This window comes from Dyella sp. PARNA 12/25 (assembly GCF_055702865.1).
Window position 1 is genome coordinate 212 of record NZ_JBVQCI010000010.1, and the last position, 26,480, is coordinate 26,691.

The 26,480-nt window shown below is 61.9% G+C and carries 19 protein-coding genes and 4 tRNA genes; 14 read left to right on the top strand and 9 right to left on the bottom strand.

Annotation, left to right across the window (positions count from 1 at the left end; translation table 11 throughout):
- Nucleotides 1–125: 125 nt before the first annotated feature.
- The gene (locus AC0GUR_RS17085; protein WP_472878711.1) at nucleotides 126–965 is read right to left on the bottom strand and encodes a hypothetical protein; all 840 of its coding nucleotides are present in this window, start codon (nucleotides 963–965) and stop codon (nucleotides 126–128) included.
- Nucleotides 966–1,066: 101 nt separating this feature from the next.
- On the opposite strand from AC0GUR_RS17085, the gene AC0GUR_RS17090 reads away from it, so the two are divergent.
- Nucleotides 1,067–1,489, top strand: a complete 423-nt coding sequence (locus AC0GUR_RS17090; RefSeq protein WP_472878712.1) for a J domain-containing protein — start codon at nucleotides 1,067–1,069, stop codon at nucleotides 1,487–1,489.
- Between the two features lie 248 nt (nucleotides 1,490–1,737).
- Here AC0GUR_RS17090 and AC0GUR_RS17095 read toward each other — a convergent pair whose 3' ends face one another.
- The 5 genes from AC0GUR_RS17095 to tviB form a co-directional block, all read right to left on the bottom strand.
- Complete coding sequence (locus AC0GUR_RS17095) at nucleotides 1,738–3,138, bottom strand: TIGR03013 family XrtA/PEP-CTERM system glycosyltransferase (RefSeq protein WP_472878713.1); 1,401 nt, start codon at nucleotides 3,136–3,138, stop codon at nucleotides 1,738–1,740.
- A gap of 142 nt (nucleotides 3,139–3,280) precedes the next feature.
- Nucleotides 3,281–4,054, bottom strand: coding sequence for a 4'-phosphopantetheinyl transferase family protein (locus AC0GUR_RS17100; protein ID WP_472878714.1), 774 nt, complete (start codon nucleotides 4,052–4,054; stop codon nucleotides 3,281–3,283).
- A gap of 18 nt (nucleotides 4,055–4,072) precedes the next feature.
- Nucleotides 4,073–5,767 carry a GMC oxidoreductase gene (locus tag AC0GUR_RS17105; RefSeq protein ID WP_472878715.1) on the bottom strand — a complete coding sequence of 565 codons (1,695 nt, stop codon included), beginning with the start codon at nucleotides 5,765–5,767 and terminating at the stop codon, nucleotides 4,073–4,075.
- Between the two features lie 115 nt (nucleotides 5,768–5,882).
- On the bottom strand, nucleotides 5,883–6,893 hold the full coding sequence (locus tag AC0GUR_RS17110; RefSeq protein ID WP_472878716.1) for an NAD-dependent epimerase: 1,011 nt from the start codon (nucleotides 6,891–6,893) through the stop codon (nucleotides 5,883–5,885).
- 278 nt (nucleotides 6,894–7,171) lie between these two features.
- On the bottom strand, nucleotides 7,172–8,449 hold the full coding sequence (gene tviB, locus AC0GUR_RS17115; protein WP_472878717.1) for a Vi polysaccharide biosynthesis UDP-N-acetylglucosamine C-6 dehydrogenase TviB: 1,278 nt from the start codon (nucleotides 8,447–8,449) through the stop codon (nucleotides 7,172–7,174).
- 554 nt (nucleotides 8,450–9,003) lie between these two features.
- On the opposite strand from tviB, the gene AC0GUR_RS17120 reads away from it, so the two are divergent.
- The 3 genes from AC0GUR_RS17120 (at nucleotide 9,004) to AC0GUR_RS17130 (ending at nucleotide 12,770) form a co-directional block, all read left to right on the top strand.
- The gene (locus AC0GUR_RS17120) at nucleotides 9,004–11,304 is read left to right on the top strand and encodes a TonB-dependent receptor (protein ID WP_472878718.1); all 2,301 of its coding nucleotides are present in this window, start codon (nucleotides 9,004–9,006) and stop codon (nucleotides 11,302–11,304) included.
- 66 nt (nucleotides 11,305–11,370) lie between these two features.
- The gene (locus tag AC0GUR_RS17125; RefSeq protein ID WP_472878719.1) at nucleotides 11,371–12,057 is read left to right on the top strand and encodes a Fe2+-dependent dioxygenase; all 687 of its coding nucleotides are present in this window, start codon (nucleotides 11,371–11,373) and stop codon (nucleotides 12,055–12,057) included.
- A complete protein-coding gene (locus AC0GUR_RS17130; protein WP_472878720.1) occupies nucleotides 12,054–12,770 on the top strand; it encodes a tetratricopeptide repeat protein in 717 nt (238 codons plus the stop codon). The genes AC0GUR_RS17125 and AC0GUR_RS17130 overlap by 4 nt, the downstream gene beginning before the upstream one ends.
- 253 nt (nucleotides 12,771–13,023) lie before the next feature.
- On the opposite strand, the gene AC0GUR_RS17135 is transcribed toward AC0GUR_RS17130, so the two are convergent.
- The 3 genes from AC0GUR_RS17135 to rnd form a co-directional block, all read right to left on the bottom strand.
- Entirely contained in the window at nucleotides 13,024–13,674 is a 651-nt protein-coding gene (locus AC0GUR_RS17135) for a DUF2076 domain-containing protein (protein WP_472878721.1), read from the bottom strand.
- Between the two features lie 244 nt (nucleotides 13,675–13,918).
- Nucleotides 13,919–13,994, bottom strand: a tRNA-Ala gene (locus AC0GUR_RS17140).
- 60 nt (nucleotides 13,995–14,054) lie between these two features.
- Complete coding sequence (gene rnd, locus AC0GUR_RS17145) at nucleotides 14,055–15,173, bottom strand: ribonuclease D (RefSeq protein WP_472878722.1); 1,119 nt, start codon at nucleotides 15,171–15,173, stop codon at nucleotides 14,055–14,057.
- Nucleotides 15,174–15,278: 105 nt separating this feature from the next.
- Here rnd and AC0GUR_RS17150 point away from each other — a divergent pair, with 105 nt between their 5' ends.
- The 10 genes from AC0GUR_RS17150 (at nucleotide 15,279) to AC0GUR_RS17195 (ending at nucleotide 26,461) form a co-directional block, all read left to right on the top strand.
- Nucleotides 15,279–17,222 (top strand): SUMF1/EgtB/PvdO family nonheme iron enzyme, encoded by a 1,944-nt coding sequence (locus AC0GUR_RS17150; protein WP_472878723.1) that lies wholly within the window; start codon nucleotides 15,279–15,281, stop codon nucleotides 17,220–17,222.
- 238 nt (nucleotides 17,223–17,460) lie between these two features.
- A tRNA-Leu gene (locus tag AC0GUR_RS17155) sits at nucleotides 17,461–17,545 on the top strand.
- 78 nt (nucleotides 17,546–17,623) lie between these two features.
- Nucleotides 17,624–18,916, top strand: coding sequence for a trigger factor (gene tig, locus AC0GUR_RS17160; RefSeq protein ID WP_472878724.1), 1,293 nt, complete (start codon nucleotides 17,624–17,626; stop codon nucleotides 18,914–18,916).
- A 36-nt stretch (nucleotides 18,917–18,952) separates the two neighbouring features.
- Nucleotides 18,953–19,582, top strand: a complete 630-nt coding sequence (gene clpP, locus AC0GUR_RS17165; protein ID WP_472878725.1) for an ATP-dependent Clp endopeptidase proteolytic subunit ClpP — start codon at nucleotides 18,953–18,955, stop codon at nucleotides 19,580–19,582.
- Between the two features lie 106 nt (nucleotides 19,583–19,688).
- Nucleotides 19,689–20,984 (top strand): ATP-dependent Clp protease ATP-binding subunit ClpX, encoded by a 1,296-nt coding sequence (clpX, locus tag AC0GUR_RS17170; RefSeq protein WP_472878726.1) that lies wholly within the window; start codon nucleotides 19,689–19,691, stop codon nucleotides 20,982–20,984.
- A gap of 178 nt (nucleotides 20,985–21,162) precedes the next feature.
- On the top strand, nucleotides 21,163–23,685 hold the full coding sequence (gene lon, locus AC0GUR_RS17175; protein WP_472878727.1) for an endopeptidase La: 2,523 nt from the start codon (nucleotides 21,163–21,165) through the stop codon (nucleotides 23,683–23,685).
- 326 nt (nucleotides 23,686–24,011) lie between these two features.
- Complete coding sequence (locus AC0GUR_RS17180) at nucleotides 24,012–24,284, top strand: HU family DNA-binding protein (RefSeq protein ID WP_019465590.1); 273 nt, start codon at nucleotides 24,012–24,014, stop codon at nucleotides 24,282–24,284.
- Between the two features lie 20 nt (nucleotides 24,285–24,304).
- Nucleotides 24,305–24,379: transfer RNA gene (locus AC0GUR_RS17185), tRNA-Val, on the top strand.
- 9 nt (nucleotides 24,380–24,388) lie between these two features.
- Nucleotides 24,389–24,465: transfer RNA gene (locus tag AC0GUR_RS17190), tRNA-Asp, on the top strand.
- Between the two features lie 91 nt (nucleotides 24,466–24,556).
- The gene (locus AC0GUR_RS17195) at nucleotides 24,557–26,461 is read left to right on the top strand and encodes a SurA N-terminal domain-containing protein (protein WP_472878728.1); all 1,905 of its coding nucleotides are present in this window, start codon (nucleotides 24,557–24,559) and stop codon (nucleotides 26,459–26,461) included.
- Nucleotides 26,462–26,480 lie beyond the last annotated feature (19 nt).

Below are 26,480 nucleotides of genomic sequence, written 5' to 3' on the forward strand. Positions count from 1 at the left end.
AAAGCCAAAGCCAAAGCCAAAGCCAAAGCCAAAGCCAAAGCCAAAGCCAAAGCCAAAGCCAAAGCCAAAGCCAAAGCCAAAGCCACTAGTTCCCTGCGAAGCGCTAAAGCCAGAGGTAGTCTTGGCTACTCCTTCTGAAACGCAAACAACCAAAGAATCGCCCCCTGTATCGGCGAGCCCACCCAACTCACGTGATACGTGCCGGCCGCCGCCACTTGCCGATAGGCCACGGCACATTGCACGCCGCTGTTGTCGGGCAGCAGCAAATAGCTGTCGATCATCTGGAAGCCGTTGTCGGGGCGGGTGGTCATGGTTTTGATGCCGGCGTCGCCCCACCACACGGCGACCAGGGTGGCGGGGCCGGTGGTGGTGACGTCGCCGCTGGTCATGACGAGCGTGGGTGCCGGGTAGTTCTGGGCCATGTCCTTGAGTACGCCGGCGTCGCGGACCTCAACGAAGGGCACGGAGATCTCGCCTTCGGGGTAGCCGGATTTGTCGATGCGCACGGTGTGGCCAGCGCCGCCTTTGCCTGCCGTGGCGATGTAGGCGCTTACATCAAAGGCGCCGCCATAGCCGTTGAAGGTCACTCGGCTTCCCACGCGCTTCCAGCGGTTGGCGTAGTTGTCCGTCGGGGTATTGGCGTTTTTGGCGTACCCGCCGTTGAGCACAATGAAGGTGCTGCCGGTCGGTTGGGTTTCGATGGGAGCGGTGATGGCGGGCGATACGCCCATGCCTTCGGAATGGGTGAGCAAAGTGTGCGCGCCGAGAGTGGGGGCGTTTTGCGGCAGCGTGTCGGATGCGTCGGTACGGCTCGCTGGCGCACTCTGCGCGGCAGTGAGAGCAGGGAAGGCGAGCAACAGGGCAACGACGGTGGCATGCCAGTGTTGAGCGCAACGACGACGCAAGCCATGCGGCATGGCATAGCCCGCCATCGTACGGATGGCCGATATTGCGGATGTCCTCATGCTGTGCCCACAATTCGTTGTGCCTGATGTCGATGCTGGTTTCGCCATGGCAGGGGAATCCGGCAGGTCGTTGGTGGTGTGCCACCCGGAGGGGGACCGGCTTGGCTAACGAGACTGATTTTCTCGATATGTATCGGACGCTCGGCCTGCGCCCTGGCTGCTCGCTGCCGATCTTCAAGCAGGCGTACCGGCGCCAGGTGGCGCGCATGCATCCTGATCGCCAGGGTGGCGTCTCCGATCCGGCGACAGCGGCACGTTTGCAGCGGCTTATCTCGCAGTACGACGCGGCGATGGTGTTCCAGCGCGAGCACGGTCGCCTGCCAGGTGCCATGCCACAGGTGCGTTTCACGGTACCGGAAACCAGCGTGCAGGCCGCTCGCACGCCCGCAGCGCGACGAAAGAACAAGTGGCGCGCGGTGTTGGTGTTTGCCTTGCTGGTATTGATCGTGGCCTTGGCGTGGCAGTTCATCAATGAGGGGCCAACGTCCGAGCCTGTGGCCCCTTCCTCCGACGTCCAGGCCTAGTTTCAGGGCACTGTGGCGGCTGCAGGCGAATGGGCGTGCGGCCCGTCGCGGGACGAAATGCGGGCTGTGGAGGGAGATCCAGTAAACGTCCATGGCGATCACTGGTATCGCGCTTCCTTCCAGGTCTGCTCTGCGCATGACCGTGTGGTCGATGGCTATGGTTTGCGGTTTCATACGCTCGGGCCCCCTCCCGCACGCCGGATCGGACAACCTCCGAGGCGTGACACCAGGGAATGAGCTTTGCAGCCCTAGCGAGCGCCTCGGCCAAACAGAACCACTTCCACCGTCTGGATAAGAATCAGCAGATCCAGCAGCAGGTTGTGGTTTTTCACATAGAACAGGTCGTACTTGAGCTTTTCCGCTGCCTCTTCGACGGTGGCCCCGTAGGGGTAGCTGAGCTGCGCCCATCCGGCGAGGCCGGGTTTAAGGCAATGGCGCAGGCTGTAGTAACGGATCTGCGATGCGAGGTCGGCGACGAACTGAGGACGCTCGGGGCGTGGCCCCACGATGCTCATGTCGCCCTTGAGTACATTCCACAGTTGCGGCAGTTCGTCGATGCGCAGCTTGCGGCTGATGCGGCCGACACGAGTAACGCGGTCGTCGTTCTTCGCCGCCCAGCGCGCTATGCCGTCGCGCTCGGCGTCGGTGCGCATGCTGCGGAATTTAAGCAGTTGGAAGGTACAGCCGTGTGCACCGACACGTTCCTGGCGATACAGGATGGGTTGGCCGGGGCCCGATTCCAGACGAATGGCCAGCACTTCCAGCAGCATCAGCGGCCAGCTCAGCAGTAGCAGCAAGGTCGCTGCGCCCAGGTCGAAACAGCGCTTGCTCAACTGGCGCAGAGGCGTGGCATTGAACCCGTCGGAGAACACCAGCCAGGACGGGTCGAGAATGGTGAGCTGCAAGCGTCCCGACTCGCGCTCAAAGAACGAGGTCAGGTCGGTGATGGTGACGCCCATTTGCCGGCATTCGAGCAAGTCGTCCATGGGAAGGTGCCCGCGACGATCGTCGACGCCCACCACAATCTCGTCGATCTGATCTCGCTGGACCAACGCAGGCAGTGGCAGGCTGGTACGAACCAGATGATTCTCCGGAACGGCGACGGTTTCGCTGGCATGAGGGATATAGCCCACCACGCAAAAGCCGCGGCGATCGGTGCGGCGACGCATCTGGTTGTGAATCTGGGAGGCGCGCGTGCCGGCGCCAAGGATGATCACGCGCCGCTTCAGCGCCTCCACTTCTACCAGCTGCAGGAACAGCAGGCGCAGGCCGAACACCAGCACAAAGCCCAGCGTCAGTGCGATGGCCAGCACGCCACGTCCGACGTACGCCTGCGGCACCACGTAGTAGCCCACCACCAGTAGAACGCCGCCGAGTACAAACGCAACAGCCTGCCTTGCCAGCAAGCCAAAACGCGTCATGCGGATGTGCGCCTGGTATTGGCCCATCGCCACCATGCCGGTGACGATGATGGCGGCGAACACGAAGGCGCGCTGCGGCAGATGTACCGTGAACTCGGCCAGCTCGTCTGCGTTGTTCGCGTACCGAATATAGGTCGCCATGGACAACGAAATGGCCAGCAGCAGCAGCTCGCAAAGGCCGAGCATGACGAGCCACCGTACGGATTGGCGACGCAGGAAACGAAGCATCGGATCCCCCCTTACCCCAAGATGTCAGCTAGATCCATTTAGCGTGCAAAAAGGCTAGCGCCTGCTCGTGGCGCAGTCGATGCAACTTACGGAGGAGCGACGGGACAACCGTTCGGCTGTCTCAGCCATGTAACAGGTCGTGCTAAGCCGTGCGATGGGTGGCGCGCGTCGATGGCAAGGTGTGCAAATGGACGCGTGTAATGGCCAACGGTGCGGCCAGTGCACCAGCCAAGGTGGCGGGCAACGCCAATGCATGAAGTCGACAGACCGGTGCATCGCTCACTGCGTTCGGCGGGGCAATGGCGCGGCCCAGTGGCGCGTCGACAGTCGAAGGCGCCACTCGCAGGCCTATGCCGAATGCCTTGAGCAACGCTTCTTTGCGCGTCCATAGCGAGAGCATCGCATCCGTCCGGTCGTCCTGCGGGAGCGCTTGCAGTGCATGCGCTTCGGCGGGTGTGCATAGCAACTCGATCAGATCGCACAGTGATGCGCGGGGTGGTGATTGTTCGATATCCACGCCCACCGTCGATGCTCTCGCGATAGCGATGGCTACCTGTGATCCACTGTGGCTGAGGCTGGTGGCGAAGGGCGTATCTGGCAGCAGGGGTTGACCGTGCGTGCCCCTGCTCAGGGGGACCTCGTCAGTGGCGCAGTCGAGGATCAGCCCAAGTGCCAGCCGCCAGAATGCGTGGGCGAATGCGTAGGTGTTGCGATCCTGGGTGTGACGAAATCGATGGGCACGCGCTACCTCGTGTTCGGGAAGCAACTCGATGGCCTCGTGAATCAGCGGCCACCAGGGTGTGCTGTCGAACTGAATCACGCGCGCTTCGCCGGGGTGGGGTGGTGTGAGACCCGCGTGTTGCAAGGCCGCCATCGCTTCGTATGCGAAGGACGACGGCATGATCTCCGGGCGCATGAGCGGCGGCCTCGCAGGCTAGGCGAGGCCAGTGGTCGCGCAGGTGGCGAGCAAACCACGCAACTCGTCGGCCAGCCGCAAACTCAACGCCACGATGGTAAATGTGGGAAACGCCCACCCGCCGGTGGGAAACACCGAGCTGCCGGCGATGTGCAGGTTGTCCACGCCGTGCACTTTGCAGTCGCGATTGACCACGCCGGTGCGTGGATCGTCGGACATGCGCGTCGTGCCCATGTGGTGGGCAGTGCCGTGCACCTGCGGTTCTAAAGCGTGGCTGTCGGCCAACCACGGCTCGAGATGAAAACGCCCGCAGCTGGCGCGCTCCAGCTCGGCGCCAAACAAGGTCGCGGCCGAGCGATAGGTGTGATGGTCGAGCTCGGTGAGACGCCAGTCCACGTGCACCTTGCGCTGGCCCAGCATATCCAGTTCGTGACCTAGCACGATGCGGCTGTCGGGATTGGGCGCCTGCTCGAAGTAGCCGACGAGATCGATGTGACTGCTGGCCACGGTGGGCCGGTCCGCCAGCTTGTGCGCAAAGGCCCGCACGATATCGCCGATACCAAGACCCAGCTTGAGCGTGGTAAGGCCAAGGCTTTGCGGTGCCGCAATCGCTTCGGCCGCCGGCGCGTTGCGCAACGCTTCGGAAAGGCGTGCTTCCAGCAGTGCGTTTTCGTCCTGCGCGGTTTTCTTCAATGCGGAGCGAAGCTCGCGCAGGGCACGGATGCCACGCGGCAATGGCCCTTCCACGCCGAAAGGATGGACGCGGCCGTTGAGCAAGCGATGCCGGCGTTGATAACGCGGCGACAGCGTGATCTCGGGAAAGGAAGGCGCCCCCTTGCCGGGGCGGCGTTCATAGGGGCGGGTCACGTGATGCAGTTGGTCGGCGGTGAGCCGGCCAAGCGTGCCGCTTGGGTGATCCATGAAGTAACGGCCCACCACATCGCGCTGGTTGCCCAGGCCATGCGGAATCGTCGAGTTCGATAGCAGCAGCTGGCGAGCGTTCTCGATGCCGCCACTGGCAAGCACGTAATGCCGGGCACGCACCCGGCCACGATGACCACTCAGCGAACCGATGCTCGCTTCGTGTACGTGGTCGCCGTTGGGCGATGCTTTCAGCTCCAGCAGGTTGGCATGAAGCAGCACCTGGACGTTAGGCGCCTGATGCAGTTCGTCGCGATACGCGTCGCCGAACAGGATGGGGCTGCGCGCGAACAGCTGGTTGACGAGCTTGTCGTCGTCAAACGAGATGGGGGTGCGTGGCGTGGGAGCGGAAAACGTGCCTTCGGTGAAATCGATGGCTCCCAGCTGGCAGTACGAGCGCGCGCGTGCGTAATAAGGCTCCAACTCGGCGTAGCTGATGGGCCAACCGCTGTGCGGCACCCATTCGCGCGCCATCAGGTCTTCCTTGCTGAGGGGAATGCAACCGCCACCCCACAGATTGCAGCTGCCGCCGAATACGCGCATGCGCGATGTGCCAGGGTCGAATTCCGCGGAGCCCTGTGCGCTGCCTTCGCATAACGCCTGGCTGCGATCCTCTGCAGCGAATCCGCCGCTTTCAAGCAGGCACACACGCACCTGGGTGCCGATGAAAGTTCGTGCGATAGCGATGCCGGCAGCGCCTGCACCCACCACGCAGAGATCCACTTCCACATCCGACGGATGTGTCCCGCTCATGTAGTCGATGATCACACCAACCCCCAAAAGCCGATCCATTGATCCACGTGATTAAGGCAACACCGGAGTGTTGCCCTAAGACATCATGTCGTTTCGTGGATCTGGTCCTTGGCATATCCGCCAGCCGCTCCGGGCTGACCGCGGCCTTAGCCGATCACACGCGGTAATACTCCCTGTACCAGCGTACAAAGTTGGCCACCCCTGTTTCTACCGACACCTGCGGCCTATAGCCAACGGCCTGTATCAGGTCCGTTACATCCGCTTCGGTGTCGGGTACGTCGCCTGGCTGCAAGGGCAGCAATTCCATGACGGCCTTGCGACCAAGGCAGTGTTCCAGCACTTCGATGTAGTGCAGCAGTTCTACCGGGCGCTCGTTGCCGATGTTGAAGAGGCGATAAGGCGCGACACCGCTACAGGACGGGTCGGGCATGTTGCTGTTCCAACCCGCATCGATCGAGGGCACTTTGTCCAGCGTGCGGATCACACCTTCGACGATGTCATCCACATAAGTGAAACTGCGCTTGTGGCGACCGTGATTGAACACACGGATAGGCTCGCCCGCAAGAATGGCGCGGGTGAACAGGAACAACGCCATGTCCGGGCGGCCCCACGGCCCGTACACCGTGAAGAAACGCAAGCCAGTAGCAGGGATGCCGTAGAGATGCGCGTAGCTATGCGCCATCTGTTCGTTGGCTTTCTTGGTGGCGGCGTACAGCGTGAGTGGATGTTCGGCGGATTTGTGCTCGGAGAACGGCATGGCCGTATTGGCACCGTAAACCGAACTGGTGGACGCGAACACCAGATGCTCCACGCCGTGCTGGCGGCAGCCTTCGAGCACGTGCAGGAAGCCCACGACGTTGCTGCTGGTGTAAACGTGCGGGTTCTCTGCCGCATAACGCACCCCGGCCTGCGCCGCCAGATGCACCACGCGTTGCGGGCGGTGCTCGGCGAAGGCGCGTTCCATGGCATGGCGATCGGCCAGGTCGGCATGGATATGCGTGTAGCCCGGGCGATCTGCGAAGCGCGCCAGTCGCGCCTTCTTCAGCGTGACGTCGTAGTAGTCGCTGAGGTTGTCCAGGCCGACCACTTCGTCGCCACGAGCGAGCAGGCGCTCAGCAACATGGGAGCCAATGAATCCGGCGGTGCCGGTAACCAACACTTTCATGTGATAGTCCTCAGAGCCTGTTCCATGTCTCCGCGTGGCCCGCGCAGGGAGCTGTTTGCGCGCCAGCCAAGGAAGAACGAAGGAGTGTATGTCGATACACGACTGAGTGATGACGATGGATGGTGGGCAAACAGCCCCTGCCCGAAGGGTTGGAGTCTGATGGCCGCCAGGGAGCGGCCTGCGGCTCGACCTGACAGCCAGTCAGGCCCAGCGCCTCAGTCCACTCCCTGGCGGCCATCAGATTCCAACGCGGGCTACGCGGAGACATGGAACAGGCTCTAAAGCCTGCCGTCGACGGCTTCGCGTGGCAGCACGTACTTCACGTCGTAGACCACCGATGCCGGCTTGCCGAATGCACGGATACCTTCGGCGCCCAGCGCCACAAACTGACGGTGTCCCACGGCGACAATAATCGCGTCATAGCTGCCGGCGGCTGGTTGCGCCACCGGCGTCAATGCATATTCGTGTTCGGCTTCGGCCACGTTGACCCATGGATCGTGCACGTCCACCTCGGCGTTGTACGAGCGCAAGGCTTGCACGATGTCGACCACGCGCGTGTTGCGCAGATCCGGGCAGTTTTCCTTGAAGGCCAGGCCAAGCACCAGCACGCGTGCGCGCACCGGGTTGATACCCTTGCGCACCATCAGCCGGATCACCTCGTTGGCGACGTGACCGCCCATGCTGTCATTGGTGCGGCGACCGGCGAGGATTACGTCGGGGTGGTGACCCACCTCCTGCGCCTTATGCGTGAGGTAGTAGGGGTCCACGCTGATGCAGTGCCCGCCGACCAGGCCCGGACGGAATGGCAGGAAGTTCCACTTGGTGCCAGCCGCCTGCAGCACTTCGAGCGTGTCGATGCCCAGCTTGTTGAACAGGATGGAAAGGTCGTTGACCAGCGCGATATTGAGGTCGCGCTGGGTGTTCTCGATCACCTTGGCCGCTTCGGCCACTTTCAGCGAGCTGGCCTTGTGTGTGCCGGCGGTAATGATGGAGCCGTACAGACGATCGACGAAATCGGCCGTTTCGGGTGTAGAGCCGGAAGTGACTTTGAGAATACTCGTGACGCGATGCAGCTTGTCGCCCGGGTTGATGCGCTCCGGGCTGTAGCCCGCGAAGAAGTCGCGGTTGAATGCCAGTCCGGAACCCTTTTCGAGCAGGGGGACGCACACTTCTTCGGTGCAGCCGGGATACACGGTGGATTCGTACACCACGATGTCGCCGCGCTTGAGTACTTTGGCGAGCGTTTCGCTGGCGCGAATCAAGGGTGTGAGATCAGGTCGCTTGGCCGAGTCGATCGGCGTGGGTACGGTAACGATATAGACGTTGCGGTCGGCAAGGTCTTCGAGCTGTGAACTGAAGCGCAGCCGAGTGGCTTGCGCGAGCTCGTCGCCGCTGACCTCCAATGTGTTGTCGTGGCCGGCACGCAGTTCGTCGATGCGCCGCTGATGAATGTCGAACCCGACGGTGTCGTAGCGCTTGCCAAATTCCACTGCGAGCGGCAGGCCGACATAGCCGAGTCCAATGATGGCGAGCTTCGTGTCTTCCAGTTTATGCATGCCGGGCTTCCACTGTCTGGTTGGAGAGGGGCAGAGACGTGTTCCCGAGGTCTTCCGGCGGATTACCTCCCGAAATGACCAGAACGTGTACCCCTGATATCAGGCTGACGTGATGTTGATGCATCAAGTGACACATCGCGTCGGCGGCGCAAGGCTAACAGGGTCGGTTGCTCTTTCCGCTAGGCCAGAGGTTGCTTGTCGGATGGCGGATGCGCGAGCTGTGACGAGTTTGTGCGTTGGTTGTTCTGGCAGTCGCTGGTGAAGCTGTGGGTCCGTCCATCGAGACAGCTTGTTGGCGAACGCCGATGGCGCCACGCCGCACTGGGGTATGGCATGTCCTGCAGGCGACAGCGCTGAGGCGTGGCGTGCCGAGGTGCGACACAGTGGCACACGCAAGGTATTGCGAATCATTCTCAATATTGTTACGGTGTATGGGTGCAGCCTAGCTAGAGGGACTTCCTCGCCACGGCTCGCGTTCCCCATTCCCAAACCTTGCAGCGAAAGGGCTCCCCATCCCCGGGACGGCCCGCGTTCGCCTGCCCGAAGGATCGAGCATGACCTCCAAAGCACGTGTGTCTTCCGCGGCTAACCCGCCCATCCGGCTGGTGATGAGCACGCTGGGTCTGGCGCTGGTCTCTACGTCCGCCATGGCGGCAGCCTCCAGCGACATCGCCAGTGACACCACGGCCGATCCTCAGGACGCACAGAACCTCGATGGCGTGAAAGTGCGTTCCACTGTCGTCAACACCACCTCGCCCAAGTTCACCGCGCCACTGTTGGATACGCCGCGCTCGGTGACGGTGATTCCGCAGGAGATCATCCAGCAGACAGCGGCGACGTCGTTGCTCGATGTGCTGCGGCAGGTGCCGGGCATCACGTTTGGTGCAGGCGAGGGCGGTAACCCGAATGGTGATCGGCCGATCATCCGTGGCTTCGACTCGGAGAGCTCGGTGTTCATCGATGGCATCCGTAGCTCCGGTTCGCAGTCGCGCGAGATCTTCGACATCGACCAGGTGGATGTCATCAAGGGGCCGAGTTCTGTCTATACCGGTCGCGGCGCCGTGGGTGGCAGCATCAACCTGGTTACCAAGGCGCCCAAGGCGGATAACTTCGTGCGTGGCACGGCCGGTATCGGTACGGACAACTACTACCGCGGTACGGTCGACTGGAACCAGCAGGTGGGCGCAGATTCGGCGATCCGCCTGAATGTGATGGGGCACAGCAACGATGTGCCGGGCCGCAATGGTCCCGATATGGCGCGCTGGGGCATTGCGCCCTCGGTGACCTTTGGCTTGCATGCGGCGACCAGTGTGACGCTGAGCTATTACCACCTGCAGAGTGACGACACGCCCGACAGCGGCATGCCGTACAACAACCCGTTTGCGGCCAATAGTCCGTACGCCAACCGCAATGGCGACGGCAGGCCGTACTCAGTGCCGCGCGGCACCTATTACGGCTGGCTGGCTCGTGATTATCAGAAGCAGAGCAACGACATCGGCTCGATCCTGATCAAGCACGACTTCAACGACGGTTGGACGCTGCGCAACACCACGCTGTACGCACGTTCGACCAATGACTATATCTGGACACAGCCGGATGACAGTCAGGGCAATTTCCTGGTGAATGGTGGCATCTGGCGCCGCAACAACAACCGCGACAGCAGCACGACCAATCTCACCAACCAGACTGATCTCACCGGCGAATTCGAAACCGGCATGCTGAAGCACAGCTTCGCCGCCGGTATAGAGCTCAGCAGCGAGAAGACGCAGCGTACAAGCTACCTGGTCGATCCGGCCCAGAGCGCATCAGACACCCATAACACGGGTTCCATCGTCAACGGCGCTTGCAGTCCGAAGTACGGCATCGGCGCAGCTTCCGGCTACTGGTGCACGGATGCCCAGCACCCGACACCGAACGATCCGTTCAATGGCGTGATCATCGGTGGCCAGAATCCCACGCGCGTCGTAACCGACACGCGCTCGGCATGGGCGTTCGATACGGTGACGTTCAACCCGCAGTGGTCAGTGAATGGCGGCGTGCGCTTCGACAGCTTCAGCACCCGATCCGTCGCTACCACCACCACGACCGGTGTGGTGACGAACCTCACCAACGATGCGAACTTCTGGAACTACCAGCTTGGCGTGGTCTACAAGCCTGCACAGAACGGCAGCGTTTACCTGTCGTGGGGCACCTCGTCCAATCCGCCGGGCGTGGATGCGGGCGATGGCGCGGATGGCATCGCCGTCACCAATGCGGATCTGAAGCCTGAGAACAGTCGCAATCTGGAACTGGGTACCAAGTGGGATGTGTTGGATCAGCGCCTCTCGCTCACGGCCGCGGTGTTCCGCACCGAGAAGGACAACGCCCGTGTGGCAACGGGTGGTCGCGGCAGTCCGTTGATCAACGCTGGCAAGCAGCGTGTGGATGGTGTGGAGCTGAGCTTCAGCGGTCAGCTGACGGAACGTTGGAACGTGTTCGGTGGCTACACCTATCTCGACAGCAAGCTGGTGAAGACCGGTCCGGGTGATGCAGCAAGCCAAGGCAATCGATTCCCCAATACGCCTGAGAATAGTTTTACGTTGTGGACCAGCTATGCGATCACCTCCCAGTGGAGCATTGGCGGCGGTGCGTATTACCAGAGCAAGGTGTACGGCAACACGGCCAACACCAAGTGGGTGCCGGGCTATACCCGCTTTGACGCCATGGCGTCGTATCAGGTCAATAAGCACCTGACGTTGCAGCTCAATGTGCAGAACCTGACCAACAAGTACTACTTCGACAAGGCCTATGCCTCGCACTACGCCTCAGTGGCGCCGGGGCGGGCGGGCATACTCACGGCCAACTTCAGTTTCTGATAGGGTCAACGAAATCGGTGGCGCGCTTTCCGGTGCGTCACCGATCTGCAAAGTTGAGGAAACACCATGTTGCTCCACGTTCCCGAAGTGCTTACCGCCGATGAGCTGGCGCATTGCCAGCAACGCCTGGCGCAGGCGCCATGGGCGGATGGGCGGGTAACAGCGGGGCATCAATCGGCACAGGCCAAGGACAATCTGCAGCTGCCTGACGACTGCGCTGAGGCGCGGGAACTGGGGGCGCTGGTACGCGATGCGCTGGCGCGCAACACGACGTTTTTTGCGGGCGCCTTGCCACGCCACATTTTTCCACCGCTCTTCAATTGCTATCGCGGCGGGCAGTCGTTCGGTTTTCATGTCGACAATGCGATCCGCTACGACCGCAGCCAGGGCACGGGCACGCCGATTCGTACCGATCTCTCCGCCACGCTGTTTCTCAGCGAGCCTGATAGTTACGAGGGCGGCGGTCTGGTGATTGAAGACACCTACGGCACGCACACGGTGAAACTCGCGGCGGGCGACTTGATCCTGTACCCTGCCAGCAGCCTGCACCGCGTGGAGCCGGTGACCCGCGGTGAACGGGTGGCTGCATTCTTCTGGATACAGAGTCTGGTGCGCGACGAGACTCGTCGCCGCCTGCTGCTGGAACTGGATGTCTCCATTCAGAGTCTGACTCAGGTCAACGCCCCTCAACAGGATCTCTTGAGACTGACGGGCGTCTATCACAACCTGCTGAGAAACTGGTCAGAGACATGAGCGTCAAACAGGGGGCTGTCGCGGACGAATTTCCTCAGTTACTGAGGTCCGCGCCGGCGCGTGCGCATGGGCTGCTGCTCGCGCAGGCGCTTATCGGTGACTGTGCGTCGCAGTTAGCGGTGGGCCAGATGTATCTCGAGGGCATTGGTTGCGAGCGCGATGGCGCCGAGGCCAGGTACTGGTTCCAGCATGCCGCGCATCAGGGTGAACCGATGGCGATGAACATGCTGGGGCGCTGCCTTGAGAATGGTTGGGGCGGCACCGTGAATTATGAGTTGGCCGCCGTGTGGTATCGGGAAGCAGCCGAGCATGGCTCGGACTGGGGCATGTACAACTATGCCCATGTGCTCGCCAATGGACGCGGCATCAAGCAGAACCGTGCGGAGGCGTTCCGTTGGTTCGGGCGCGCTGCGCAAGCGGGCCATGGTCGCGCCATGCATTTCCTTGGGCAATATTACGAACACGGTTGGGAAACCGAGCCGAACTCGTCACTGGCCAAGGAGCTCTATCGTCGCTCAGCGGAGAAGGGCGATTACCGCGGGCAGTGCAGTTGGGCTTCGGTGCTTACCGAGGAAGGGCGCATTGAAGAGGCGTGCACGCTGTTGCGCATGGCCATGGCGGTTGCACCGACCTATTTCGCGGATGCGCTGCGTTGCGACCTGAGCCAGTCGAGTCACCCGGAGTTACGGGCGCTAGCCGCTAGCGTGTCTTAGACACACACCGCAAATTATTCGATGACTTTGTAGTCTCCTCACCGTCATCCCCGCGAAAGCGGGGATCCAGCGACTTGGGCTCTTTTCGCCGAACGTAAAGGCACTGGTTGACTGGCTTCGCCGTTGTGAAGCACTTCTCGCCTTCGCGGGGATGACGGTGAGGGGTTGCGCACGATGAAGCACGCCGCGAAGCGCAATGCTCCTCCGGCTCCCGGCATGCACCCGATGCGTGATCGGGTGCAGCCATCACGCATTACGACCAATCGCTATCGTCGAAGCCGCCGTCGTTGCTGCCATCAAAATCGTCGTTCGACGCAAAGTCCTGATCGTTGCTGACATCGCGCGAGCGTTCGCCGTTGTCGTAGAAGTTGTTCTCCGTGACGTTCTCGATCACGGTGGACTGGCCACCACCGCCAAAAAAGCCTCCGCCGCCGTGATGGCCGCCGAGCAGGCTTTCAATCCCGTCGAACAGGAACATGCCACCGGCAACACCCGCCGCCGTCGTGGCGGCCTGCGTCAGGAAGCTGGGCGCGGCAGCAGGCGGTTGCGCTGGCGCGCCGCCAAACAGTCGATCGCGCCAGCTCGGCGCCGCAGCGGGTTGGGGCTGCTGCGGTGGCATCGGGGGTGGCGTTGCGCCCCATGCCGACGCTTGCTGACCACCCAGAAAGCTGCCGCCGCCTTGCTGTGAGGCGAGTTGCGCCTGCAGTTGCGCGATCTGGGCCTTGGCGCCTTCCAGGGCCTGCTGCTGCAGCAGGCTGCGCTGCACCAGCAGGTAGAGCGCGTCGGGCTGGTTGGCCAGTCGCTGGCGGATCAGTGCATCGGCTTGCGGATCCTTCATCACGCTGCCGGCGGCAGCGAGGCGCTGGAGAAAATCGTCGAGTAGCTGTTGTTCCTGCGGTGTCATGACTTACGAATCTCCGTGGGATGACGAGTGGCACCCAATGTCGCGCTCAGGTTACCGGGTGGTGCAGTGCCGGAAGTGTGCTCTGCCTGCGTGACATCAAGGGGTAAACGACTTTCGTTTTCCTTGCAGTCAGCCTTTTCGCAGGCTCTTTCGAAATTGCACGGCGTCAGGCGGGCGCTGTTCGTATCCCATACGAAAAAGCCCCGGGTCACGAAGTACCCGAGGCTTTCTGTCTGGAATGTTTTGGTGGAGCCAGGGAGGATCGAACTCCCGACCTCGTCATTGCGAACGACGCGCTCTCCCAGCTGAGCTATGGCCCCACATGAGCGAGGCATGTTACCAGCGTGTTCCAGTGCTCGCCAAGCCCCTGAGCGCGTTCCTCAGGGGTGCAGGCGGGCAAGTCCGTCATGCAGCACCTCGCGACGCCAGCCCTCGAGAAACTCCGGCCATGAGTCCGTGACGACGTATTCCTCCAGCACCTTGCGAGGGCACAGCAGGCCGGCCGGCAGGTCCTGCTCGACCGCGCACTTGTCCACGACCTCCTTCATGGCGGCGAGCGCTCGCTTGGCCTCGCCCTGGGGCGATTCGGGAATGGCCGCGGTTGCCGTTACCTCATCACCGTCGATGGGCTGCTGGAGCACTTCGAGCAACTCGTTGCGCTGAGGAGAGCGCAGTGCGCGCTGACCGCGCGTGCGTTGCTCCAGGTCGCTGGCGGTGCGCGGCGACTGCTGCACCAGATTCATCACTAGTGCGTCCTCGAGCAGCCAGGGGCGTGGCCGGTCGAGTGTGCGTGCGACCTGGTCACGCCACAGCAGCACGCGACGCAGCAGGGCGCGTTGTTCCGGGCGCCATTCCGACGCGCTGCGGAAGGCGCGTTGGGGTTGCGGGTCACCTTCGCGATAGCAGGCGCGGCGCTTGAGTCGTTCGCAGTCTTCGGCATGCCAGGTGGCGCGGTCACGCTGCGCGAGTCGCTCGGCCAGTTGTTCGTGCACCGGCTTGAGATAGACCACGTCCAGCGTGGCGTAGGCGCGTTGCGAATGGGTGAGCGGGCGCTGCAGCCAGTCAGAGCGCGTTTCGCCCTTGTCCAGTTCGGCACCGGTCAACTCGGCCACCAGAGCGCGGTAGCTGATACCCAAACCCATGCCGACAAAGGCCGCAGCGATCTGTGTGTCGAACAATTGGTGAGGACCATGCGGCAGCAAGGGCGAGAGTGCCTCCAGGTCTTCACTGGCGCTGTGCATCACGGTGACGGCATGTCCATCGCCGATCAGCGGGCGCAGTGACTCGCCAATGGTGAATGCCAGCGGGTCAACCAGCGCATACCGTCCATTCCAACCCAACTGGATCAGGGCCAGCTGCGGGTAGAACGTGTTACGGCGCATGAACTCGGTATCGAAACCCAGTGCGGCGTCGTCAGGCAGCGTGGCGAGCCACGCCTGCAAGTCGTCGCGCTGGTCGATCCATGCGGCGTCGGGGGATAGGGCGGTTTCTTGTTGCATGCGTCTTCCTGGTGATGCAGAACGCGCGCTCGCGCATTGTCCTGACATCGGTTTCTGCCTATGGTTAGGCGGTCCACGATAACAGGCCGCCCAAGGTCCCCCAACATGCCGAGTAAGGAAACCGTACGACGACAGCGTGCCCTCGGTGGAGCCGTTGGCGTCGTCGTGCTGGCCATGGCGCTGGTCTATCACTTCTTTCCGCGCGTGTTCCATGTCGAGCCGTCGGCAACGGCCGCGCATCGGGCGATGAATCTCGGGCCGATGACCTCGGCTACGCCAACCCGGGCGGCGCACCCCAATGCCGTGCCCGAGGTGGATGCTGGGCCGCCGCTCACGCTCGCCCCAACGAATGTCATCGTGTCCCGCCTAGGCAACAAGAACGCGAACCTGCCCGAGCAGCTCAGTGCGGATACGCCCGAAGTGGAGGCACTGCTTGCCCGCGCCGGCAAGGCGCTGCGCGCTGGACAGATTGCCGGTGACGAGAACAGTGCTGCGTCGCTTTATGAGCAGGCGCTCAAGCTAAAGCCGGATAGTCGCCGTGCGGCCCAGGGTCTGTATGAAGTGCGTCAGCGCCTGGTTGCCGAGATCAATCAGGACCTGGCTGTCGGTGATGCCGATGCCGCCAGCGATCTCCTCGACACGCTCAAGACGCTTCCTGATTCGAGCGACGATGTGGCCCAGTTGCAAGGCAAGCTCAAGACGTTGGCACAGGCGCGGCCGTTGTTGGCCAAGGCGGCAACGCTGCTGCAACAAGGCAACGTTGACCAGCCTGCCGGCAACAACGCGCTGGAACTCTATCGACAGGTGCTGCAATTGGATCCAAGCAACGCCGTGGCAGAACAGGGCATTCTGCAAGTGCAGCGTGCCGTGCTCGATCGCGCGCTGGCCGCCGTGGCGCAGAACGATTTCAAGAGTGCGGATCAGGCCCTGGCCGAAGCGAGCCAGGTGTCGCCGGATTCGACGGCATTGCGTGATGTGCGCACCCGCGTGGATGGCATGCGCCAGTCCCGCGCCAACGGACTGTTGACTCAGGCGCGCTCGGCGCTTGATGCCGGCAACCTGACGCTGGCCCAGCAGTTGGCGGATCAGGCCAAGGCGATCAGTCCCGATCTTGCGGGGCTGACCGAATTCGGCGAGCGGCTGACCAACGCGCGGCTATACGCCAGCTACAAGCCTGGGCAGGTGTTCGCTGACCGCTTTGTCGACATTCCTGGGCAGACGCCCTCCATGGTGGTGATTCCCACCGGCTCGTTCCAGATGGGCGCGCCCGATGCGGAGGAGGGGCGTCAGGATTCGGAAACTCCTCAGCATGAAGTGACCATCGCGAAGGGATTTGCGCTTTCCCGTAGTGCGATAACCGTTGGGGATTTCCGTGAATTTATACGGGCAACCGGTTATCAGCCGGACTCGGTGAAGCTCGGCGGCGCTAGCGTCTATGACGAGAGTACGGGGGCCATGCGCGACGACCCCGGTGCAACCTGGCAGCACGATTACGCCGGCCGCATCGCCGATAGCAAGCTGCCCGTCGTCAATGTGTCCTGGAATGATTCGAAGGCCTATGCGGAGTGGCTCAGCCAACGCACGGGCAAGACCTATCGGCTGCCCAGCGAGGCCGAATTCGAATACGCCCTGCGTGGCGGCACGACCACGCGTTACTGGTGGGGCGATGGCGCACCCGCCTCCAAAGTCGAAAACCTGACTGGCAGCGGTGATCGTTCACCCAGTGGGAGGCGCTGGAGCAATGCCTTCTCCGGTTACCGGGACGGCTACTGGGGGCCGGCACCGATCATGAGCTTCGCACCCAATCCGTTCGGGCTGTATGACATCAACGGCAATGTCTCCGAGTGGGTTCAGGACTGCTGGCATGACAGTTACCTACGGGCGCCCCGCGATGGCGGTGCATGGGTCAACCCGGGGTGCGGTGTACGAGTGGTGCGCGGCGGCTCGTGGGGCAGCTCGCCGGACCAGGTGCGCTCTGCCTACCGACAGGGGGCTGATGCGAGCTTGCGTAGCGGTCGCGTGGGTTTCCGCGTGCTGCGGGAGCTCTGATCGGGTTGTCCGTTTGAAGGGCATGTCGCAAGACGAGCGAGACCCCTTCGATGGCGGCTATAGCACGGCTTGTGCTGCCCCCTGCACGAACCGTAAAATGGCCCGCTTTCGTGTAAGGGAATCATCGACTTAGGGTGGAGTGTCCGGAAGCTGGCGGGACGGGGTGTGAGGGTGTTTTTGCCTATCTTTTCCCTTGGAAATCCGATGCTTGCGGGAAGCTCCTCAGAGTTGTTCTGATGCGAAAGTGGCGGAATTGGTAGACGCACTGGATTTAGGTTCCAGCGGGTAACCCCGTGAGGGTTCGAGTCCCTCCTTTCGCACCATCCCTTGTGTTTTGTGCAGGCGGCCAGTGGCTGCCAAGCGCCCTTTGAGGCGCTTTTATTGGTATTCCAGGAGACGTCATGCAGGTTTCGGTTGAAAACGTCGGTAAGCTCGAGCGCAAGCTCACGGTGAAGTTTCCCGCAGAGCGCTTCGAGTCGCAGGTAAGCGCGCGGATCGCCGAAATGGGTCGCACGGTGCGCCTGAAGGGCTTCCGCCCGGGCAAGGTGCCGACGGCGGTAATCCAGCAGCGTTTCGGTGACCAGGTGCGTGGCGAAGTTCTTTCCGACCTGATCGGCAGCACGTTGCGTGAAGCCGTCAACCAGGAAAACCTGCGTCCGATCGCCAACCCGTCGATCGACACCACGGGCCGCCCGGAAAATGGCGAAATCGCCTACACCGCCACCTTCGAGGTGATGCCGGAGTTCCCGGAAGTCGACGTGGCCAAGCTTGAAGTCTCGCGCCCGGTGGCCGAGGTCAGTGACGCCGACATTGAGAAGATGGTCGAAACCCTGCGCGCCCAGCGCCGCAGTTTCGACCCGGTCGAGCGCGCCTCGGCTGAAGGCGATTTCGTGATGTTTGAATATTCGGCGCAGGCCGGCGACTACCGCTTCCCGGCCGAGGGCCTGGAGCGCGCCGGCAGCGTGCTGGGCTCGGGCAACCTGTTCAAGGCGCTGGACGACGTGCTCGCCGGTCGCAAGGCCGATGACGCGTTCGACGCTGATGTCGAATTCCCGGCCGATTTTCGCAATGAAAACCTGGCTGGCAAAACGACCCAGTGCCACTTCCAGATCGTGAAGGTGCAGGAGCCCAAGCTGCCGGAAGTGAACGCCGAGTTCGCTCAGCTGTTTGGTATTGCCGATGGCGACCTGGAGCATTTCCGCAAGGAAGTTCGCGCCAACCTCGAGCGCGAGCTCAAGGCCACCCTGATGGCCCGCCTCAAGTCGGAAGTGGCTGAGAAGCTCGCCAACGCGTACCCGGATCTGGATGTGCCCAATGTCATGGTGCAGTCCGAGGCGCATGCACTGGCCCAGGGCAGCGTGCCGCGTGGACAGCAGGTGCCGCCGCAGCTGATCGAGGCCGCAGCACCAATGGCTCGCAAGCGCGTCATTGCCGGTCTGCTGATGGGTGAGATCGCCCGCAAGCAGTCGCTGGCCATCGACCGTACCCGCGTGGCCGAGCAGCTGGCAGCCATTGCCTCGACCTACGAGGAGCCGGAGAAGGTCATTGAACTCTACAACCGTGACCCCCAATTGATGTCTGGGCTGCAGAACCGCGTAATGGAAGACCAGGTCGCAGAGTGGGTGGCAGATCACGCTACGACCACCGTGCAGAATCTGGGCTTCGATGAGGTGATGCGCCCGGTCAGCGCCTGAGGCATCCTTCAGGCCACACACCGGAGAACGACACGCATGGCTATGGACCCGATCCAGAACCTCAACCTGGTACCGATCGTCGTTGAGCAGACCGCTCGCGGCGAGCGCTCGTACGACATCTACTCGCGCCTTCTCAAGGAGCGCGTGATTTTCCTCGTGGGCGAGGTGAACGATCAGGTAGCCAACCTGCTGGTCGCACAGATGCTGTTCCTTGAATCGGAAAATCCGGACAAGGACATCCATCTGTACATCAACAGCCCGGGCGGTGCAGTGACCGCCGGGCTGGCGATCTACGACACCATGCAGTTCATCAAGCCTGATGTCAGCACCATGTGCATCGGCCAGGCCTGCAGCGCAGCGTCGCTACTGCTGATGGCTGGCGCCAAGGGCAAGCGCTACTCGCTGCCCAACTCGCGCGTGATGATCCACCAGCCGTCGGGCGGCGCCCGCGGTCAGGCGACCGACATCGAAATCCAGGCCCAGGAAATCCTGTACCTGCGTCGCCGCCTGAACGACATTTACGTTCAGCATACCGGTCAGCCCCTCGAGAAGATCGAGCGGGACATGGAGCGCGACCGCTTCATGAGCGCCGAGGCCGCAAAAGAATACGGTCTGATCGACCAGGTCCTCGACCGTCGCGCCGTCGACACGGTGAAATCGGCCTGATTTCAGGTAGTTGGTATCGGGTTTGCAGGCAGGTCCGCGTCTCGCTGCAGACGCGGAACGCTGTGCTATTCTCAAACCGTAATCGATTTTTCAGCAGGATCCAGGCATGAGCGACGACCGTCAGGGCCGTTCCAACGACAGCGGCAAGATTCTCTACTGCTCCTTCTGCGGCAAGAGCCAGCATGAAGTGCGCAAGCTGATCGCGGGTCCGTCCGTGTTCATCTGCGACGAGTGCGTAGAGCTTTGCAACGACATCATTCGCGAGGAGCTGGAGGAGAAGGCCGCCTCCGGGCGCAGCCAGCTGCCCAAGCCCCGCGAAATCATGGAAACGCTCGACCAGTACGTGGTCGGCCAGACCCGCGCCAAGAAGGCGCTGGCTGTTGCCGTGTACAACCACTACAAGCGCATGGAGTCGCGTCAGAAGAGCGATGACGTCGAGCTGGGCAAGTCCAACATCCTCCTGATCGGTCCGACTGGTTCGGGCAAGACGCTGCTGGCCGAAACGCTGGCACGCCTGCTCAACGTGCCGTTCACCATTGCCGACGCCACCACGCTGACCGAAGCCGGTTACGTGGGCGAGGACGTGGAAAACATCATTCAGAAGCTGCTGCAGAAGTGCGACTACGACGTCGACAAGGCGCAGTCGGGCATCGTCTACATCGACGAAATCGACAAGATCTCGCGCAAGAGCGAAAACCCGTCGATCACCCGCGATGTGTCCGGTGAAGGCGTGCAGCAGGCACTGCTCAAGTTGATCGAAGGTACGCTGGCCTCGGTGCCGCCGCAGGGTGGTCGCAAGCATCCGCAGCAGGAGTTCCTGCAGGTTGACACCAAGAACATCCTGTTTATTTGCGGTGGTGCTTTCGCCGGCCTGGAGAAGGTGATCCAGCAGCGTTCCGATACCGTGGGCATCGGCTTCTCGGCCGAGGTGCGCAGCAAGGAGCGCAAGGAAAACCTGGGCAAGTTGCTGGCGGAAGTTGAACCGTCGGATCTGGTGCGTTATGGCCTGATTCCGGAATTCGTCGGTCGTCTGCCGGTGGTGGCTACGCTTGACGAACTGGATGAACCGGCGCTGGTGAAGATCCTCACCGAGCCGAAGAACGCCGTCACCAAGCAGTTCAAGAAACTGTTCGAGATGGAAGGTGTGGAGCTGGAGTTCCGTCCGGAAGCTCTGCAGGCCATTGCTCGCAAAGCACTCAAGCGCAAGACGGGTGCTCGTGGCCTGCGCACCATTCTCGAGCAGGTGTTACTCGATACGATGTACGAGCTGCCGTCGCTGGAGCATGTCAGCAAGGTGGTTGTGGATGACGCTGTGATCGAGGGTCAGGCTGAGCCCTATCTCATCTACCGCGGCAATCTGAAACAGCCGCGCGCGGCAGGTGAGGGTGGCGACGCCGCCTGATCACGCGAAACATCGCATTAACCCTTGTGATGGCCCTGGCAGTATTGCCGGGGCCATTGCGTTTATGTGGTTTGTCATGCACTTGAGTGCGTGGGTGTTTGCCACCACTTGACGTACAGATGGCCCCGGCGCAGTGTCGGGACAAAAGACGCTATTCATCCCTGAGAGATTCTCTTCGATGGCAAAGAACGCCCCCAATCCCCTCGCCACCGGAGCCGCGCTCGACGCACTACCCGTGCTGCCGCTGCGCGACGTGGTGGTTTATCCCCACATGGTCATCCCGTTGTTTGTGGGTCGTGACAAATCCATGCGCGCGCTGGAGCGTGCGATGGAGGGTGAGCGCCAGATCTTGCTGGTGGCGCAGAAGAGCCCGGACATCGACGACCCCAAGATCGGTGATCTCCATGAGATCGGCACGCTCGCCAGCGTGCTGCAGTTGCTGAAGTTGCCCGACGGCACCGTGAAGGTGCTGGTCGAAGGCCAGTCGCGCGTTGCGATTGAGCATTACGACGAAGACGGCGGCATGCTTACTGCTACTTCGCGCGTGATTGAGCCGGTCTACAGCAACAAGGAGCGCGAGCTCGACGTCGTTTCGCGCACGCTGATCTCGCTGTTCGAGCAGCTGGTGAAGCAGAGCCGCAAGTTGCCCCCGGAAGTGCTCGCCACGCTGTCGGGCATTGATGATCCCTCGCGCGTCGCCGACTCCATTGCGGCGCACTTGTCGGTGCGTATGGCCGACAAGCAGAAAGTGCTGGAGACCGCGGACGTGGGGCAGCGCCTGGAGCTGCTGATCGGGCTGGTCGACGGCGAAATGGATCTGCAGCAGGTGGAAAAGCGCATCCGTGGCCGCGTCAAGTCGCAGATGGAAAAGAGCCAGCGCGAGTACTACCTCAACGAACAGATGAAGGCCATCCAGAAGGAGCTCGGCGAGAGCGAGGAAGGGCCGAACGAAATCGAAGAGCTGCAGAAGAAGATCGACAACGCGGGCATGCCCAAGCCGGTGCTGGCCAAGGCGCGCGCCGAGTTCGGCAAGTTGCGTCAGATGTCGCCGATGTCGGCCGAAGCCACGGTGGTGCGCAACTACCTGGACTGGCTGGTCGGCGTGCCGTGGAAAAAGAAGAGCAAGGTGCGCAAGGACCTGCAGCTGGCGCAAGACGTGCTCGATGCCGATCACTTTGGCCTGGAGAAGGTCAAGGAGCGCATCCTTGAGTACCTCGCCGTGCAGCAGCGTGTGAACACCATGCGCGGTCCGATTCTGTGCCTTGTTGGCCCGCCGGGTGTGGGCAAGACCTCACTGGGCCAGTCGATCGCCAAGGCGACCAACCGCAAATTCGTCCGCATGAGCCTGGGTGGCGTGCGCGATGAAGCAGAGATTCGTGGCCATCGCCGCACCTACATCGGTTCGATGCCGGGCCGCATCGTGCAGAATCTAAACAAGGTGGGTTCGAAGAATCCGCTGTTCGTGCTCGACGAAATCGACAAGATGTCGATGGACTTCCGTGGTGACCCGTCGTCGGCGCTGCTGGAAGTGCTCGACCCCGAGCAGAACCATGCATTCAATGACCATTACCTGGAAGTCGATCTCGACCTCTCCGAGGTGATGTGGATCGCCACGGCCAACTCGTTGAATATCCCTGGTCCGTTGCTGGACCGCATGGAAGTCATCCGCATCCCGGGTTACACCGAGGATGAAAAGCTGGGCATTGCGCTGAAATACCTGTTGCCCAAGCAACTCAAGGCCAATGGCCTGAAGGTAGAAGAGCTGAGTGTCGACGCGGAGGCCATTCGCGACATCGTGCGCTACTACACCCGTGAGTCTGGCGTGCGCAATCTCGAGCGTGAAATCTCCAAGATTTGCCGCAAGGTGGTGAAGGAGCTGACGCTGGCGCAGGTCAGCAAGAAGAAGGTGGAGGCCAAGAAGGCAGACGCCAAGAAGGCTGCAGCCGTAAAGACGGCCAAGGCGAAGAAGGCGGTCAAGGTGACCTCGGCCAATCTCGAGCAGTACCTGGGGGTGCGTCGCTTCGATTTCGGTCGCAAGGAATTGCAGAACGAAGTCGGCCTGGTGACCGGCCTGGCATGGACGCAGGTGGGCGGTGATCTGCTCAGCATCGAAGCCTCGGTCGTGCCGGGCAAGGGTCGTCTGGTCAATACCGGTCAGCTGGGTGACGTGATGAAGGAGTCGATCCAGGCGGCGTTGTCGGTGGTGCGTGCGCGTGCCGATCGCCTGGGCATCGATCCGGAATTCCACCAGAAGTACGACATCCATATCCACGTGCCGGAGGGCGCAACGCCCAAGGATGGTCCGAGTGCAGGTATCGCCATGTGCACGGCGCTGGTGTCGGCCTTGACCAAGGTGCCGGTGCGATCCGAGGTGGCCATGACCGGCGAGATCACCCTGCGTGGTCGCGTTTTGCCGATCGGTGGCCTCAAGGAGAAGTTGCTGGCGGCGCACCGTGGCGGTATCACCACCGTGATCATCCCGGATGAAAACAAGAAGGATCTGGCCGACATTCCGGAAAACATCACCGGGTCGCTGGATATCCATCCGGTGCGCTGGATCGACGAAGTGCTGGACATCGTGCTTGAACGTCCGCTGCGGCCGCTCCAGGCGACCGAGGGCGAGAACAAGTCGAAGAAGGTCGAGCCACCGATGGAAGAGAATCAGGACGAGTCGCAGGAGTCATACGCGCGGCCTCATTGATTCGTGATGAGAGTCACCAAAGAACGGGCGGGTAACTGCCCGTTTTTCATGCCCGGGTCACAACCATAGAGCAGAGCTCGCATAGCGTTTCAGTCATCACTTTGCAAGCGTTTGCAAAGCATGCTGAACCGCGCGAACCCTTGGTATTGCTCGTCATTGCGGACCCTGGGGGCCACTGGTATAAAGGCGGCACCGCAGCCTGACGCCGAGCACAATGCGCAGTGATGCGGGGTTGCTTGGCGATGTCCCGGTGCAATGCCACAAGAGGCGTCGCCTGGTCCCAGAATGACCACGCGGGCTGCATAACCGTTTAAGGGAGTGTCTCAATGAATAAAACCGATCTGATCAATGCCATTGCCGAAAAGGCCGAACTCACCAAGGCTGACGCCGGCCGTGCTCTCGAGGCTTTCTTCGAGACCGTGCAGAAGGCGCTGAAGAAGGGTGACGACGTGTCGGTGGTCGGCTTTGGCACCTTCACCGTGCGCAAGCGTGCTGCCCGTACCGGCCGCAACCCGCGCACCAATGAGACGATCAAGATCAAGGCCTCGAAGGTTCCGGCGTTCAAGGCTGGTAAGACCCTCAAGGATGCCCTAAACTAAGCGGCTACTTGCTTAGTTTCGGGTGCTTAGCTCAGCGGTAGAGCGTCGCCCTTACAAGGCGAGGGTCGTAGGTTCGATCCCTACAGCACCCACCAGAAACATGTGGAGCGGTAGTTCAGTCGGTTAGAATGCTGGCCTGTCACGCCGGAGGTCGCGGGTTCGAGTCCCGTCCGCTCCGCCACAGTTCGCAAGGGCGCCCGTGTGGCGCCCTTGCTATTTAAGCGCCGCGCACTTGGTGCGCTGAACAAAAAACGAGAGCCGGGAACATCTCCATGCTGCAGGCACTGCGTAACAAGCTTCACGGATGGCCTTCCATTGTCATTCTGGGCATTTGCGTTTTCGCGATCTCGTTTTTTGGCATCGAGTCTTATTTCAGCTCACGCACCGACACCTATGTGGCGATGGTGGGCAAGCATGAAATTTCCCAGCGGGATTTCCAGGACCGCATGAATGAAGCCCGCCGCGACGCACAGGCGCGCATGGGTGACCAGTTCAATGCGGCCCAGTTCGAGCTGCCGGAAACCAAGCGGCAGATTCTCGACCAGCTGATCAACGAGCAGCTGCTGCGCCAGGCCAACGATAAGCTCGGCCTGAAAGTATCGAGCCTGGAACTGCGTGATCGCATTGCCAACCAGCAGGCTTTCCAGGTCAACGGCCAGTTCGATCCGGCGACGTATCGCGCCATCCTGGCCACACAGAACATGAGCCCCTCGATGTTCGAAGCCGGCCAGCGCGCATCGCTGGAACCGGGGCTGGTGCCGCGCGCCATCATTGCCAGCACGGTCATCACTGACACGGATATGGATCGTTACCTTGGCCTGCTTTACCAGCGCCGTGACCTGCGCTGGTTTGCCGTGCCACGCCCCGCGCTGACCGACACGGAAGTGTCGGATGCGCAGCTGGAGGCGTTCTACAAGGAGCACCAGGCCGACTTCATGAACCCCGAGCAGGTGTCCTTGAAGTTCATCGAGGTCAACGGTGCCGATCTGAAGATCGACGCGCAGCCTAGCGAAGACGAACTCAAGAAGCGCTACGAGGAGCAGAAGCAGCGCTTCATGCAGCCGGAGCAGCGCCTGGTGTCGCACATTCTGATCAACGTGCCGAAGAACGCCACGCCGGATCAGCAAAAGGCCGCACTCGCCAAGGCAGAGAAAATCGCCAGCGAAGCCAATGCAGAAAACTTCGCCAAGCTCGCCGAGCAGGATTCGGAAGACTTGGGTTCGAAGCGTACCGGTGGTGATCTCGGCTGGCTGGAAAAGGGTGTGACCAACCCGGCGTTCGATTCGGCGTTGTTCTCGCTGCAGAAGGGTCAGATCTCCAAGCCCGTGCTGTCCGACGAGGGCTATCACGTGCTGTGGCTGCGCGACGTGCGCAGCGGCGACGCCAAGCCCTTTGCCGAAGTGCGCGATCAGATCGCCAAGGATTACTTGGCCACTGAGCGTGATCGTCAGTACAGCGAGTTGGCTGGCAAGCTGACCGACCAGACCTATCAGAACCCTTCGTCGCTGGAACCGGCATCGCAGGCTCTGAGCCTTCCCATCCAGACCACGGGCCTGTTCTCGCACAAGGGTGGTGAGGGTATCGCGGCCAACCCGAAGCTGGTCCAGGCGGCGTTCTCGGATGACGTACTGGTCCAGGGCAATAATTCCGGCTTGATCGACCTGGGCTCGGACCATGCTGTGGTGGTGCGCGTGGACAAGCACATCCCGGCGGCGGCGCGTCCGCTGGCTGAGGTGCGCGATCAGGTGCGTCAGAAGATTCTCGACGAGCGCATCGCCAGCGAAGCACAGAAGCGCGCGGATACCTTGCTGGCCCGCTTGCAGAAGGGTGAAGAGATGCAGGCGGTGGCGGCGTCGGTGGGTGCCAATCTGCAGGCTGTGCCTGAAGCCCTCCGCATGCAGCCATCGCTTCCGCCGGAAGTGCTGAAGCAGGCGTTCCTGCTGCCCCGCCCTGTCGGTGGCAAGGTACAGTTTGCCCGTGTCGCTACGGCGGATGGCAACTTTGCGATGGTGGCTGTCGACAAGGTGCAAGAGGGCGATCTGAGCAAGATCTCCTTCGAACAGCGCAGTGCGCTACGCGATCAGATGGCTCAGGCCTACGGCATCCTTGCCACGCAGGAGTTCATCGATGCGCTGAAGGCGAAGACCGAGATCAAGATTGCTGCTGATCGCATGTAAGCCTGACCGGACCGCGTGA